The 12,931-nt window shown below is 64.9% G+C and carries 13 protein-coding genes; 6 read left to right on the top strand and 7 right to left on the bottom strand.

What is annotated here, in order from left to right; all coding sequences use genetic code 11:
* The first annotated feature begins 31 nt into the window (after positions 1–31).
* Complete coding sequence (locus IC762_RS25125) at positions 32–700, top strand: acetyltransferase (protein WP_195784890.1); 669 nt, start codon at positions 32–34, stop codon at positions 698–700.
* Positions 701–708: 8 nt separating this feature from the next.
* Positions 709–1,626 carry a hypothetical protein gene (locus IC762_RS25120; RefSeq protein WP_195784889.1) on the top strand — a complete coding sequence of 306 codons (918 nt, stop codon included), beginning with the start codon at positions 709–711 and terminating at the stop codon, positions 1,624–1,626.
* Positions 1,627–1,683: 57 nt separating this feature from the next.
* Here IC762_RS25120 and IC762_RS25115 read toward each other — a convergent pair whose 3' ends face one another.
* The 5 genes from IC762_RS25115 to IC762_RS25095 all read right to left on the bottom strand — a co-directional run bounded on the left by IC762_RS25115 (position 1,684) and on the right by IC762_RS25095 (position 5,821).
* Positions 1,684–2,511 carry a phytanoyl-CoA dioxygenase family protein gene (locus tag IC762_RS25115; protein ID WP_195784888.1) on the bottom strand — a complete coding sequence of 276 codons (828 nt, stop codon included), beginning with the start codon at positions 2,509–2,511 and terminating at the stop codon, positions 1,684–1,686.
* Positions 2,489–3,334, bottom strand: coding sequence for a class I SAM-dependent methyltransferase (locus tag IC762_RS25110; protein WP_195784887.1), 846 nt, complete (start codon positions 3,332–3,334; stop codon positions 2,489–2,491). The genes IC762_RS25115 and IC762_RS25110 overlap by 23 nt, the downstream gene beginning before the upstream one ends.
* A gap of 45 nt (positions 3,335–3,379) precedes the next feature.
* A complete protein-coding gene (locus IC762_RS25105; protein WP_195784886.1) occupies positions 3,380–4,114 on the bottom strand; it encodes a hypothetical protein in 735 nt (244 codons plus the stop codon).
* A gap of 94 nt (positions 4,115–4,208) precedes the next feature.
* Positions 4,209–4,850 carry a class I SAM-dependent methyltransferase gene (locus IC762_RS25100; RefSeq protein WP_195784885.1) on the bottom strand — a complete coding sequence of 214 codons (642 nt, stop codon included), beginning with the start codon at positions 4,848–4,850 and terminating at the stop codon, positions 4,209–4,211.
* A complete protein-coding gene (locus IC762_RS25095; protein WP_195784884.1) occupies positions 4,847–5,821 on the bottom strand; it encodes a glycosyltransferase family 2 protein in 975 nt (324 codons plus the stop codon). The genes IC762_RS25100 and IC762_RS25095 overlap by 4 nt, the downstream gene beginning before the upstream one ends.
* A 602-nt stretch (positions 5,822–6,423) precedes the next feature.
* Here IC762_RS25095 and IC762_RS25090 point away from each other — a divergent pair.
* Entirely contained in the window at positions 6,424–7,197 is a 774-nt protein-coding gene (locus IC762_RS25090; protein ID WP_195784883.1) for a hypothetical protein, read from the top strand.
* 74 nt (positions 7,198–7,271) lie between these two features.
* Here IC762_RS25090 and IC762_RS25085 read toward each other — a convergent pair whose 3' ends face one another.
* Positions 7,272–7,967: a WbqC family protein gene (locus IC762_RS25085; RefSeq protein ID WP_195784882.1), complete on the bottom strand. Its 696-nt coding sequence runs from the start codon at positions 7,965–7,967 to the stop codon at positions 7,272–7,274.
* Between the two features lie 186 nt (positions 7,968–8,153).
* Here IC762_RS25085 and IC762_RS25080 point away from each other — a divergent pair, with 186 nt between their 5' ends.
* The 3 genes from IC762_RS25080 (at position 8,154) to IC762_RS25070 (ending at position 10,468) form a co-directional block, all read left to right on the top strand.
* Positions 8,154–9,068 (top strand): class I SAM-dependent methyltransferase, encoded by a 915-nt coding sequence (locus tag IC762_RS25080; protein WP_195784881.1) that lies wholly within the window; start codon positions 8,154–8,156, stop codon positions 9,066–9,068.
* A gap of 330 nt (positions 9,069–9,398) precedes the next feature.
* Positions 9,399–9,959, top strand: a complete 561-nt coding sequence (locus IC762_RS25075) for a tetratricopeptide repeat protein (RefSeq protein WP_246801220.1) — start codon at positions 9,399–9,401, stop codon at positions 9,957–9,959.
* A gap of 56 nt (positions 9,960–10,015) precedes the next feature.
* Positions 10,016–10,468 carry a GNAT family N-acetyltransferase gene (locus tag IC762_RS25070; protein WP_195784880.1) on the top strand — a complete coding sequence of 151 codons (453 nt, stop codon included), beginning with the start codon at positions 10,016–10,018 and terminating at the stop codon, positions 10,466–10,468.
* Between the two features lie 24 nt (positions 10,469–10,492).
* Here the strand turns inward: IC762_RS25070 and gspD are convergent, their stop codons facing one another.
* Entirely contained in the window at positions 10,493–12,793 is a 2,301-nt protein-coding gene (gspD, locus tag IC762_RS25065; protein ID WP_246801218.1) for a type II secretion system secretin GspD, read from the bottom strand.
* Positions 12,794–12,931: the final 138 nt, after the last annotated feature.

The raw sequence follows: 12,931 nt of genomic DNA, 5'->3' as shown, positions 1-12,931 counted from the left end.
GGAGACGGCTGTCAGCTCGGAGGCACTGCAATTGAAGGCGCGGCGCATTGTCATCTTCGGGATCGGCGAGATTGCCGAACTCGCCGACTTTTATTTCACCGAGGATTCCGACGTCGAGGTCGCGGCTTTCACCGTCGATGCCGCGTATCTGAAGCAGGGTGAATTCCGCGGCCGGCCGGTCGTCGCGTTCGAAGAGGTGGCCGAGAGATTCCCGCCCGGTGAGTTCGGCATGTTCGTCGCGGTGAGTTACGCGAAGATCAATGCCGTCAGGGCCGAGAAGGTGGCCGCTGCGCGGGCCAAGGGATACCGGCTCGCGACCTACCTGAGCAGCCGCGCGACGGTGTTTCCCGGCTTCGAGCCGCAGGAGAACTGCTTCATCCTGGAGGACAACACGATCCAGCCTTTCGCGAAGGTCGGGGCCAATGTCACGCTGTGGAGCGGCAACCATATCGGCCATCACTCGGTCATTGAGGACGACGTGTTCCTGGCATCGCATGTCGTGGTGTCGGGCGGGGTGCGGATCGGCCGGGGCAGCTTCGTCGGCGTCAACGTCACGATCCGCGACCACGTGACCGTCGGCGAGAGATGCGTGCTGGGCGCCGGCGCGCTGGTGCTGGAGGATCAGCCCGATTTCTCCGTACTCGCGCCGCGCGGAACGGAGCGCTCGCCGGTGCCGAGCACACGCCTGAGAAAACTGTGAGGCGCTGAATGCCCTGGCGCCGTCTCGGATTGGTGTTCGCTCCTGCCGGAGACCAGCCATGGGCGCGCAGCCATGCGTCGCTGCCGACGCCGGTGCACCTCGATGGTGACGTATACAGGGTGTTCTACAGCGCGCGCGATGCCGAGCAGCGCTCGCATGTGGGATGGATCGACGTCGAGATATCCGACACGCCGCGCGTCGATAAGGTCGGGCGGCAGCCGGTGCTGCTGCCCGGTGCCGATGGTTCGTTCGACGATAGCGGCATCGGCGTCGGCTGCGTCGTTGCGGCGGACAGCGGGCTTTCGCTGTACTACATGGGCTGGAATCTCGGTGTCCGCTCGGCATGGCGCAATGCGATCGGGCTGGCGCGGTCGCCGGCGCCCGGCGAACCCTTCGTGAAATTCTCGCCGGGGCCGATCCTGGATCGTTCGCCGGAAGATCCCTACACGCTATCCTATCCTTGGGTGCTTCGGCTCGGGCCGCAGGATTGGCGCATGTGGTACGGCTCCAATCTCGCTCCTGTGGTCGGCGGTACCGATATGCGGCACGCAATCAAGCTGGCGCGGTCGGCGGATGGACTTCGCTGGAGCAGGCAGGCCGAACCTGTGGTCGGATTTGCGACGCCGGACGAGTACGCGCTGGCGCGCCCGACGGTGGTGAGCGTCGGCAACCGGTTCCTGATGTGCCTCGCCTGTCGCGGTCCGCATTACCGGATCGGTGCGGCGACGAGCCACGACGGCGCAAGCTGGCGGCGGCTGGATGGGGTGATGGGGCTCGGCCCGTCGGACCAGGCCTGGGAAAGCGAGATGACGTGCTATCCGGCGCTGTTCTGGCACCGCGAGCGGCTGTGGCTCGCCTATAACGGCAACGGCTACGGCGCGACCGGTATCGGATTGGCGGTCTGGGACGGCGAGCTCGCTCTCTGAAGCTTGAGCATGATCTCTTCGGAAAGCCGCTTCACGCTTTTCCGGATCATGCTCTCGTCAGGGCCGCGGCGGTGCACGGCCGGCCAGATATTCGGCGACGGACCGCGGCTGGCGAACATCATAGCCGAGCAGCCGCCGCAACTCGGGGGTGCTGACAAAATCCTCGCCGAGCGCAGCCGGCAGGTCGATCTGCTGGCGCAGCAGGGGGATCGAATAGACATGGTTGACGGCGCGGCGCGGTTGCGCCGACACATTGACGCCGCCGCTATGGAAGACCATGCAGTCGAGCACGATGAACGAGCCCGCAGGCGCGGTGACCTTCACCGCCTGCGTATCGACGAAATGGTCGGACGGAAACGCCTCCAGCCGGTGTGAAGCCGGCAGCACCATGGTCGCGCCGTTCTCGATCGTGAACGCGTCGAGGCAGAACAGCGCATTGATCGCGAGCGGCCGCGACGAGACGAAATGCTGATACGGCAGGTCGCGATGCCAGGCGCCCTGATTGTAGCGCATCCCGTTCGGCGGATTGATGATGCCGTTCTGCTGATTGAGGATCACATAATCGGCTATCAGCTTGCGGCAGATTTCGAGGATCCCTGCATTGGTCGCCAGTTCGAGAAACGCCGTCTCGTAGGCGAGGGGAAGGCGGATCGTGTTGTGCTCGTCGATCGCCTTGAGCGCGTCGAGGCCGCCATGCTCGCCGCCATGGCGCTGCTGCGCCCGGTCGAACGCCGCCGAGAGCGCGGCCAACTGCGCGCCGTCGTAGCCGCCGTCGATGATCCCGTAGCCGAGCTGGCGGATCGTCTCGCAGGTTCGTTCGACATCGGTGTCGGAGCGGGTCTGCTCGGCAACGCCGTAGCGTCTAGGCGTGTCGCTGTGTGTCATGTGCAACCTGGTCCAGCATGGCTCCCGGCCGGTTCTCCGAGATTCTGCCGACCCCCATCATCACGAGGCCGAGCCCGGTGCGGTAGAATAGCCTCTGTAGCACGAACAGCGGAAACAGCGTCGTTCTGTTGAGAATGATGCGCACCCATGACGGGAATACCGTCTTCCACGGAATTTCCCGGATGCCGCTGGTTTCGGTCTGCTGCCGCTTGCTCTCCGCCAGATGCGATGCCGCACCGGAGCGCTTGATCATGTAGAGGCTGGCGTTGAACAGCAGATTGATGGTGGGAACGCCGACCGACCAGACCGAGACCTGGCGGAGGTCGGCCTTCTCGAGCGTGGCCTCGAGATCTCCGCGGTCGTAGCGGCGGAAGTGCCCGACCGTCTCGTCCTCGAACGACCAGCGGTCGCGGCGTCCTGGAACGCCAAGGATCACCATGCCGCCGGGTTTCACGAACTCGGATAGCTTCCTGATGAACCCGACGTCGTCCTCGACATGCTCCATCACCATGTAGCTGACCGCGATGTCGACCTTGGCGGCGTCAGCCGGCAGATCGCGGATGTCGCCGAGATGCAGCTGGTAGCGGCCGTCCTTCAGATAGGGATCGAGCGCCGTCTTCGCGATCTCGATCGCCTGCGCGGAGAAGTCGACGCCGATCCCGGTCAGGCCGGCATCGCAGAGCATCCGGGACAGGTCGCCGTTGCCACAGCCGACCTCCAGGAACGTCTTACCTAACGTCTTGGCCTGCTGCCCCTTCAAGAGATCGCGGAGCGCCTCTTGGGTGCAGAAGGTGCCGGGAGGATTGATCTTGACGAACTTCAACCTGCTTCATCCCGGTTTGCGCGCAGCCATTCGGACGCCGTGCGATCACAGCACCTTATAGAGGTTGACGAACGCGGCGAGCCGTCCATCCGTTCTGGAGAAGTCGATCACCTGATCGAGATCGACGTCCTCGACGCCGTGATAGGTGCGCCCGTCGAACAGGATCAGGGATCCGAACCCGCCGGCGTCTTCGAGGTCGATGCGCTGCTTGTTGCCGTCATAGATCACGCCGCCGCCGGTGTGGAAGTCGGTGCCCTTCCGGCTCAACAGCACGCAGATCTGGTAGAACGGCTTTTCGATCTGCGACGCGATCACCTGAGGGAAGTGCGTGTCCCTGTGGGTGACCATGAAGCCGCCGCCGCGCGGATAATGATGGATGCGGCAGGCATCCCAAAACCGGTCGCGATCCGGGTTCGAGCCGAACGACGGATCGACGCCCATCAGGCTGTTGCGGATCCGGATCATCTCCTTGAACAACACGCCGAGCGCCGGGTAGGCCGGGTTCTCGGCCGAGAAGTAGATCGATTGCAGGTTCTGCGCGTAGCTTTCGCCGAGACCGTTGCTGGAGCCGATCGCAAGCTTCCGCCATGGACGCGCAGCCAGCGAGCTGTAATGGAATTTCTCGCGGGTCGCCTGCAGCGGTGACGCGCGCAGGCAGGCCTCGTATTCGGACCGCGCCTGTTCGCTCAGCCGTTGCAGCTCCGCATTGCGGAAGATCACGTATCCGTTCGCATTGAGTTCGTCGTCGATCCGGGCGGGATCTATCTCAATTATGCTCATCGAAAATCCAGCTTGAACATGGGCGTTGCTAGGTCAGTGAATTCGGGTAGTAGGCGCAATCCGGTCTCATCCGTAACTGAATGAGGTGCTCAAATCAAACGCCGGGGTGCCTCACGATGACGGTGAATTCATACAATCCGTAGTCCTGAAGCAGGGCGACGGACCGGCCGAAGCGCGCCAGGCAATCGCGGAGTATCGCGACCGGGTCGCCATAGTACAGATCCGCTCGCCGCCGCTCGGGATCGCTCGAGAGGCTCAGCATGTTGAAGGCGAAGCCGCGCCGCCCGGCGCGGGCGAGAACGTCGATCGTGTCGCTGACATAGCCGGCCCAGCGCTCCGCCGCGACCGCGCCCTTGACGTTGAAGATGCCGCTCGCAACGGCGAAATCGGCCGGCTCCGCCGGCTCGGCCCCGACGCGCCATCGGCAGCGCTCGTTTTCGCCATATAGCTCCCGCGCCTTGTCGATCATGCTCGCCGCGACGTCGTAGCCGGTGAAGGCTCCCTCGTAGCCGGCGTCGCGCAGGAAACGCCAGAAGTCGCCGAAGCCGCAGCCGAGATCGATCAGCGATCCATTCGGCGCGTCGTCGAGCAGGCGCAGAAACTGGCGGTGGCGCAGCTCGTGCGAGCTCCGGCCGTTCCAATCGACCCCCTGCGGGGTCGGCCCGTGCTGCGCGAGCCGCGAGGCGTAATACACCGCCACCTGTTGCAGGATCTCGGGGTGGGTGCCTTCCGTCACCGGACGCTCCCTTCCGGTTGATCCTGACGGGGGAGGGGCACAATCGCCGGCGCGTCGCTGCGGTAGGCCTTGCGCACGATCGTGTATGGCCTGCGCTTCGTCTCAGCCAGGATGTTGGCGATATAGATTCCGAGAATACCGAGGATAAGGGTGATCAGGCCGCCGAGGAACCAGATCGAGATGATGACGGAGGTGAAACCGCTGACCGCAATGCCGATCGCGAAATAGCGCCACAGCACGAACAGGATCACGGCAATCGAAAGTCCGAAGATCGAGGCGCCGACATAGAAGATCAGGTAGAGCAGCTTGCTCGACGTCGTGGTGATGTCGCGGATCGCCATCTCGACGCGATGCCGCAGCGAATAGCTGGTCGGCGAGGCCGAGAGCTTCTCGAGCGCGATGGCCTGTTGCCGAAACCCGGTCACTTGCCAGAGATGCGAGATCGAAAATGCGCGGTCGCGGTGCCGCAGCAGCGCCTGGACATACTGCCTGGTCATCAGGCGCGAGGTCAGGATGTTGCGAGGGATCGGATGGTCGCTGAGGAAGTCGAGCAGGGTGAAGAACAGGGCGCCCGGCAGTCGCTCGAAGAAGCCGCCGCGCCGCGTCGGCAGCGCCCCGAACACCACGTCGCAGTCGCCCTTCGCAAAGCGCTGGTGCAGGGCCGCAAGATCTTCGGGCTTTTCCTCGAGGTCGCTGTCGATCAGGAAGACGAGGTCGCCGGCGGCGTAGGCGAGGCCGGTCATCATCGCCTTGTGATGTCCGAAGTTGCGCGCCAGGTCGACCACCACGATGCGCGGATCCTTTTTCTGGAGCGCCAGAGCGCGCGCCAGGCTGTCGTCGGGGGACCCGTCATTGACCATGATCAGCTCGATCTCCGGAAAGATCGCTTCCGCCGCGGTCATGGCCCGCTGGTAGAACGCCTCGACCGTGGTCGCCGACCGATACAGGGTTGTTACAATGGAGAGTTTCACACGCGGGTCCTGGATGGATCGGCACTCGTCGTGGCCGATTTGGCCGGCAAACCGGCGTCCGTAGCGCCGTTGATGCCATTCCGGATTGGTCCCAGCAAGCTGCCCGGGTCCGCACGGAGCCGGTTTCCCGCCTCGGAACGCCGAATTCTATGGGGCCAGGGACCCCCGCGCAAGAAAGTTACCCGGCGTCGGACGCTCTTGAAGGTTGAATGAAAGATATGAAACACGCAGATGACGCTCGCGAGTTGTGGCGCGGAGGATCCTCGCGCGCGATGCGATTCTGCTTGAACCAAACCCGCAATACTCGGACATAATGGTTAACTGGGCTGGGTTCGTCTTCACGCGAACGGGGTCGGTTCAGTGGACTCCCGAGACTTTGTCGTTCAGTTATCGGCTGCAATGCCCATTTCTGGTTTTGCAGTACGGGTCCTTCGATGCCGGGACGCAGACTTTTGGGACGAGTGAATATTACGTTCATTTTTCAACTGGAGGGTTCGATTATGCGCCGCTTAGCCTTGCTCACATTGATCACTGGCCTGTTCCTACCGCTTCTCGCTGCCGCCCCGGCCCATGCCCAGGCGACCCGAACCTGGGTCTCCGGCGTGGGTGACGACGCCAACCCATGCAGTCGCACCGCACCCTGCAAGACGTTTGCCGGCGCGATCTCCAAGACCGCCGCCGCGGGCGAGATCAATTGCCTCGATCCCGGCGGGTTCGGCGCGCTGACCATCACAAAGTCGATCACCATCAACTGCCATGAGGTGTTCGGCTCCGTGCTGGTGTCCGGCACCAACGGCCTCAACATCAGCGCCGGCGCGGCGGACAAGGTCGTGCTCCGCAATCTCCAGATCCAGGGCATCGGGACCGGCCTGGTTGGTGTCAAGATCAATACCGCCGGATCGGTATCGATCGAGGATTGCGTCGTGACCCAGTTCACCCAGCAAGGCATCCTCGACGCGCGCACCAACGCCGGCGGCAAATTGTACGTCAAAAATACTCTGGTCTCGCTCAACGGCGGCGCCGGCGTTTCTGTCGCTGGTGCGGCGACCAACAATGCGACGGTCGAAGGCCTGTATTCGTACAACAACGCATTCGGGCTTGCGGCCGCCACCGGCAACAACGTCACGGTCGAACGCAGCGATCTGAGCAACAACGGCACCGGCGTCACCGGCGACACCGGATCGCAGATCACGGTGAACAGCAGCGCGATAAACAGCAATGCGACGGGCGTCAACGGCGGCGGCATCCGCGTGGCGGATTCCGACATCAACTTCAACACGACGGCGGCCTATGCCGGCACGCCGACCAGCTTCGGCACCAACCGGCTGGTCGGCAACGCGGCGGTCGGCGCCTTCAACACCGCTGCGCAGCAGTAGGGCAATCGATCTCATGACGGACGGAACCCCGGGCGCCAGCGCCCGGGGTTTGCGTCTTGGGACGATCGCTGTGCTCATGGTGCGGCTCCGCGACGCAGGTAGCGCGGCGCCTCCGGACCGGTGTTGAGCAGCAGGTCGATCACGCTGACGGCGTGCTCGAAGCCGCCATGAAGCTGGTTATATTCGCGGTACCCTTCGTAACCCATCCATTCGGTCGCGATTCCCGCGTCGGCGAGCTCGGCTTCGTCGAGATAATCTCGGGCGGAGGGGCCGCTGAGATAGCGATCGGCGCCGGCCGCGCTGGCGATGGTCTTCAGCCGCGTCGTCTTGGTCCCGTCAGCCGGATAGGCGCTGTCGCGGACAATGCGGGTGGTGAGGCCGAGCAGTTCAGCCAGCCCGCGCAGGAACAGCTCGTTGACATTAGTGAGCCTGGTTTCCGCATCGGCCCGTTCGTAGAAGGTCCGCAGCGTCGGCGCGAACTGGTCGAAGAAGGGGGCGGGGCGGTAGGCGAGCTCGATCGCGCGCCAATGCTTCTCGGCCCACGGCTTCTCGATCTCGACCTCGTCGATCGGCTGCTCGAAGCGCCCCTTGGTGACCACCGGGATGGTCAGCCAGGCGAGCCCGTTGGCGGTCTTGATGCGGTTGCGGTTGTGCCAGTGCCGCTTGGCGTATTGCGCGCTGTCGAACACGACATATTGGTCGCATTGCCCGATCAGGTCGAAGAAGCCCTTCCAGGGGATGTAGCAGGACTGGATGATGCTGACGCGCAACGTGCCACTCTTCTGACCGTCAAAATCGGTGTCGCACCCGGATCGGGCACCAGGGAACGCCGCGGGGATTGCCAGCCGGTGAGGGTTGCTGGCCACGGCTTGGGCAAGTGTTTATAGTCGCTCTATGCCGAAAGCACGCATAATCCTCGATCGGTTCGGTCCCGGCCGGCCTGCCCCACGTTCCGCATGAGCCTGCCGGAGGGATCGGGCCGGCGCTGCCTTGCCTGCAGCGCGGTCGAGGCGGTGGCCGACGGCGCGCCGCTGTGGCCGCCTGGATGGCGCTGCTCCGCCTGCGGCGCCGTGGTCGCGCAGGACGACGGCATCCCGATGTTCGCCCCCGACCTTGCCGATACCGTCTCCGGCGTCGATCCCAAGGGCTTTGCGGTGCTCGCCAGGGTGGAGGCCGGGCACTTCTGGTTCGTGCCGCGCGGCGAGCTGATCACCGGCCTGGCCGGAAAATTTTTTCCCCAGGCCCGCCGTTTCATCGAGATCGGCTGCGGCACCGGCATGGTGCTGGGCGCGCTGGCCGGCGCGCGCCGCTGGCAGCGCCTGGTCGGCTCCGAGCTGCACCCGTCGGGCCTGGCTCATGCGAGGCAGCGGCTGCCCGAAGGGGTCGAATTCGTGCAGATGGACGCGCGCGACATTCCGGCCGTCGGCGTGTTCGATCTCACCGGCGCCTTCGACGTGATCGAGCACATCGCCGAAGACGAGGCGGTGCTGCGCGGGTTGCGCGCGGCGACTTGCGCCGGCGGCGGCATCATCGTCGCGGTGCCGCAGCATCCCTGGCTGTGGAGCGCCGCCGACGACATCGGCCACCACCAGCGCCGCTACCGCCGTGGCGAGCTCGAGGACAAGCTGCGCCGCAACGGCTTCGAGATCGTTTTCTCGTCCTCCTACACGGCGCTGCTGCTGCCGCTGATGGCGGTCAGCCGCCTGCTGCAGAAGAGCAAGGCGGCCAATCAGGAAGAGCATGAATTCGCTCCGAGCCCACTCGTCAACCGCATCCTGACGGCGATCCTGCGCGCCGAGGTGCGGATGACCCTGGCCGGATTCCGCTGGCCCGCCGGCGGCAGCCGCGTCGTCGTCGCGCGGGCGGTGTAGGGCAGGCTCTTTCCAGTGTCGTCCCGGCGAAGGCCGGGACCCATTGCCACAGGGTTGTGTTGTTGAAGTGAGCTGTGGCCCCAGCGCGCGCAACAATAAGCATTCGTGGTTGGGTCCCGGCCTTCGCCGGGACGACACTGCCTCTGTTCGGCAAGCTCAGTGTCATCACCAGAGGCAGGAGTGCTCGTCGATCGAGAATGACAGCGCTGTGACGTCGTTATCGCAGGCGAGTTCCTGCCGGCTTGCGTCGAATGATTTCCAGCGCGTCCGGCTATGGATTCCCTCGCTGCGGCAGAATAGTCTCGCCCGGCAGAGAGCGGGCAGGGCAACATGATGAATGCGGATCGCGGCGGTTGCGAATGTGACGACCAGGTTTCCCGCAAGCGGACGCGCGGCGCGCTGCTTGCCGCGCTGGTTTTCGCGGCCGTCATGCTGGGCATCTCGATCGTCGCGCCGGCGTCGGCGCAGTCGCTGGGCCAGGGCGTCGCGGCCGCCAAGCGGCAGGATTATCAGCGCGCGTCGCAGATCTTCATTCCACTCGCCGAGTACGGCAATCCGGTGGCGCAGACCTATCTCGGCTTCCTGTTCGAGACCGGCCACGGCGTGCCGCAGAACTACACCGAAGCCGCGATGTGGTATCGCCGCGCCGCCACGCAGGGCGACAGCCTGGCGCAATACTCGCTCGGCCTGCTCTACGACCGCGGGCAGGGCGTGCCACGCGACATCGTCGAGGCCAGCAAATGGCTCAACCTCTCGGTCGCCGCGGCGCCGCCGAGCGCGCGCGACGCGCGCCAGCGCATCCGCGACGCCGTCACCAGCAAGATGTCGCGCGGCGAGATCGCCCAAGCGCGGCTGCGCGCGCTGGAATGGGCGCCGGTGCGGGAGCATTGAGGGGCGAAGACTTGCCGTCGTGACTGCGGACCATTTTGATCGGGTGGAGCCGAGCAATGCACTGCACGATCCGCCCTGCGCTTGATGACGACGCCGATGCAATCAGCGCGGTCATCCTGCGTGCGCTGCGCGAAACCAATGCGCAGGATTACACGGCCGAGATCATCGAGCGGGTCGAGCGCAGCTTCAGTCCAAGCGCCGTGCGGGAGCTGATCGGCAGGCGGACCGTGTTTATCGCCGAGATCGATGGCCGCGTGGTCGGGACCGCAAGCCTCGACGGAGACGTGGTCCGTTCGGTGTTCGTTGCGCCGGATGTCCAGGCCCGGGGGGTCGGCAAGTTGCTGATGGACAAGGTCGAGAGTACGGCGCGCGAAAGAAATATCTCCAAACTGGCGGTGCCGTCTTCGGTCACCGCCGAAGCCTTTTACGCGCGGCTTGGCTTCCAGGCCGTGCGCGACAGCTATCATGGTGACGAGCGCACCATCCTCATGGAACGAGTGCTGGATTGATCCCCGCAGCGCGTCGTTTCCCCGCTACCGCGGCGGCACGCCGGGCGGGGTCGTCACGACCACGGCGTTGCTGGTGCCGACCAGGCGGCTGTTCATCTTGCTGCGCATCTCCTCGGCGATGACATGCGCATCGACGCCGTCCTTGATCAGGGTCGGGCGGATGAACAGGATCAGTTCGGTGCGCTTGCGGTTGTTGGTCTGGTGCGAGAACGCATCGCCCATGCCGGGAATCTGGTCGAGCACCGGAATGCCCTGCTTGCCCTTGGTCTCGCTCTCGCTGATCAGGCCGGCGAGCAGCACGGTCTGGCCTGACGTCACCGCGATCGAGCTCTTGACCCGGCGCTGCGAGATGGTCGGCGTCAGGCCGTTGGCGCCGGCATTGGAGACGCTGGAGATCTCCTGCTCGATGTCGAGCACGATGTTGCCGTTGGCGTTGGCGCGCGGCAGCACGCGCAGGATGATGCCGGTGTTCTTGTAGTCGATGGTGTTGACCACGGTGTTGTTGGCAGTCAACACCGTCGCGGTGCCGGTCGAGTAGGGCACCTGGTCGCCGACCTGCAAGGTGGCGGCCTGGTTGTCGAGCACGACAAGCGAGGGATTGGACAGCACCTTGACGTCGGTGACGCCGTGCAGCGCATCGAGGATGACGCGCGGCGAATTCTCCGAGCCGACCAGCAGATTGAAGCCGGGCAGCACCCGCCCCATCAACGCGCCGGCCGCCGCGTTGACCGCGTTGCTCGGCGGATCGACGCTGTTAGTGCCGCCGCCGCCGCTCGAGATCGTGTTGACGACCGAACCCTTCTGGCTCGCCAGGAAGAACTGCACGCCGTAGTTCAGGTCGTTGTTGAGCGTGACCTCGGCGATCGTCGCCTCGATCGCGATCTGGCGCTGCGGCCGGTCGATCTGCCGGATGGTCTGCTCGACGATGCGCTGCGACTCCGCGTTGGCATAGACCAGCACCGCGTTGTTGGTGATGTCGGCGGTGATGCGGACATTGGGCAGGAAGCTCGGCCCGGAGGCACCCCTGCCGCCGGACTGTGACGCGTTCGAGAGCGACTGGTCGGCGCTGGTCGAAGGTGCCGGGCGCGCGTTCAGCGACGCGCCGCCGACACCGGTGACCGGCGTCGAGGCGCCGGCAGCTGCGGTCGGCATCGCGCTTAGCGAGGCGATCGGGCCGGAGCCGGACGAAGACGAGGATGAAGACGATGTCAGGCCGGAGCCCGGCGCGATCTGGCTGGTGCCGTTATCGAGCAGGTTGGAAGACCCGTTGTTGCCGGGCGCCACCAACATCTCGTTGAGCATGCCGACCACGACCTTGGCATTGCCGTAGCGCAGCGGATAGGACTTCAGGTTCACCGCCTCGGTGTCGGAGCGGTCGAGCCGCGCGATCCAGGTGCCGGCGCGCTTGAGATAGTCCGGCTTCTGGCTCACCACGAGAACGGCATTGAGGCGGTTGATCGCCTGGAACTTGACCACGCCGGTGCTGAGCCCGCCCTCGCCGGAATCCATGATTTTCTCGAGCTCGGCGACCAGCGGCTCCGGCGAGGAGTTGCGCACCGGGAAGATGCCGACCGATTGGCCGCGCATCCAGTCGGCGTCGAAGCTCATGATGGTGTCGATCGCCGCGGCGCGATCGGAGCCGCTGCCGGTGACCAGCAGCGTGTTGCGGCCATTGTCGGGCCGCAGCGTGGTCGCCTTGACGCCGAAGCCGTCGAGCAGCTTGAACATCGTCTGTGCCGAGACATAGCGCAGCGGCACCACGCTGACGCCCTGGCCGGCTTCGGCCGTGGCGCTGCGGTCGATGCCGCCGGGGCCCGCCTCCGCCGACGGAAGCAGGCGGTAGCTGCCGGTGCGATCGCGCACCAGCGCGATGCCGGACATCTTCAGCGCATTCTCCAGCACGTAGATCGCGTCCTGTTTCGGGACAGGACGGACCGAGGCCAGGGTGATGGTGCCCTGCACCCGCGGATCGATGGTGTAGCCGACCTGCAATACGTCACCGAGGATGACCTTTGCCACGGTCGCGACCGGCGCGTTCTCGAAATTCAGATCGTAGCCATTGCCGCCGCCGTCGCGCTCCGCGAGCTCGCCGCCGGTGGGCGTGCCGTCGGAGAGAAAGATCGCAGGCCGTGATGCGCTCTGCTGGCGCAGGCTGCCTGCCGGCGTATCCGTAGTCTGACGGGGCTGCAGATCGAGCGAATTCACTTTCTCCACAAGGTCCGGCGCGCGAGGATCCTTCGGATTGGTCTCGACCGATTGATCGGCGGTGACGATGCAGGCGGAAAGCGTGAACGCGGACAAAAACAGAACGAGCGTTCCAGTCAACGCTGAACGCGGGCGCGCAAGCGGATGCACCACTTTGAACAAAATACGCCTATCAAGTACTATCGTTGAAATTGAATAACGTCCGATCCCCCTCGGCTCGGACGCCCGGTAAATTCACGACACGATTATGTTTTTGAT

The sequence above is a fragment of the Bradyrhizobium genosp. L genome, from assembly GCF_015624485.1.
Taxonomy (GTDB): domain Bacteria; phylum Pseudomonadota; class Alphaproteobacteria; order Rhizobiales; family Xanthobacteraceae; genus Bradyrhizobium.
The sequence above is the reverse complement of the archived record's forward strand: the minus strand, read 5'-3'. Positions and strand labels throughout refer to the sequence as shown.

Coding starts and splice junctions, on each gene's coding strand:
- IC762_RS25080 (WP_195784881.1), top strand. CDS start 8,154: ATGAGCCTGCCGGAGGGATCGGGCCGGCGCTGCCTTGCCTGCAGCGCG.
- IC762_RS25115 (WP_195784888.1), bottom strand. CDS start 2,511: ATGACACACAGCGACACGCCTAGACGCTACGGCGTTGCCGAGCAGACC.
- IC762_RS25070 (WP_195784880.1), top strand. CDS start 10,016: ATGCACTGCACGATCCGCCCTGCGCTTGATGACGACGCCGATGCAATC.
- IC762_RS25120 (WP_195784889.1), top strand. CDS start 709: ATGCCCTGGCGCCGTCTCGGATTGGTGTTCGCTCCTGCCGGAGACCAG.
- IC762_RS25075 (WP_246801220.1), top strand. CDS start 9,399: ATGATGAATGCGGATCGCGGCGGTTGCGAATGTGACGACCAGGTTTCC.
- IC762_RS25105 (WP_195784886.1), bottom strand. CDS start 4,114: ATGAGCATAATTGAGATAGATCCCGCCCGGATCGACGACGAACTCAAT.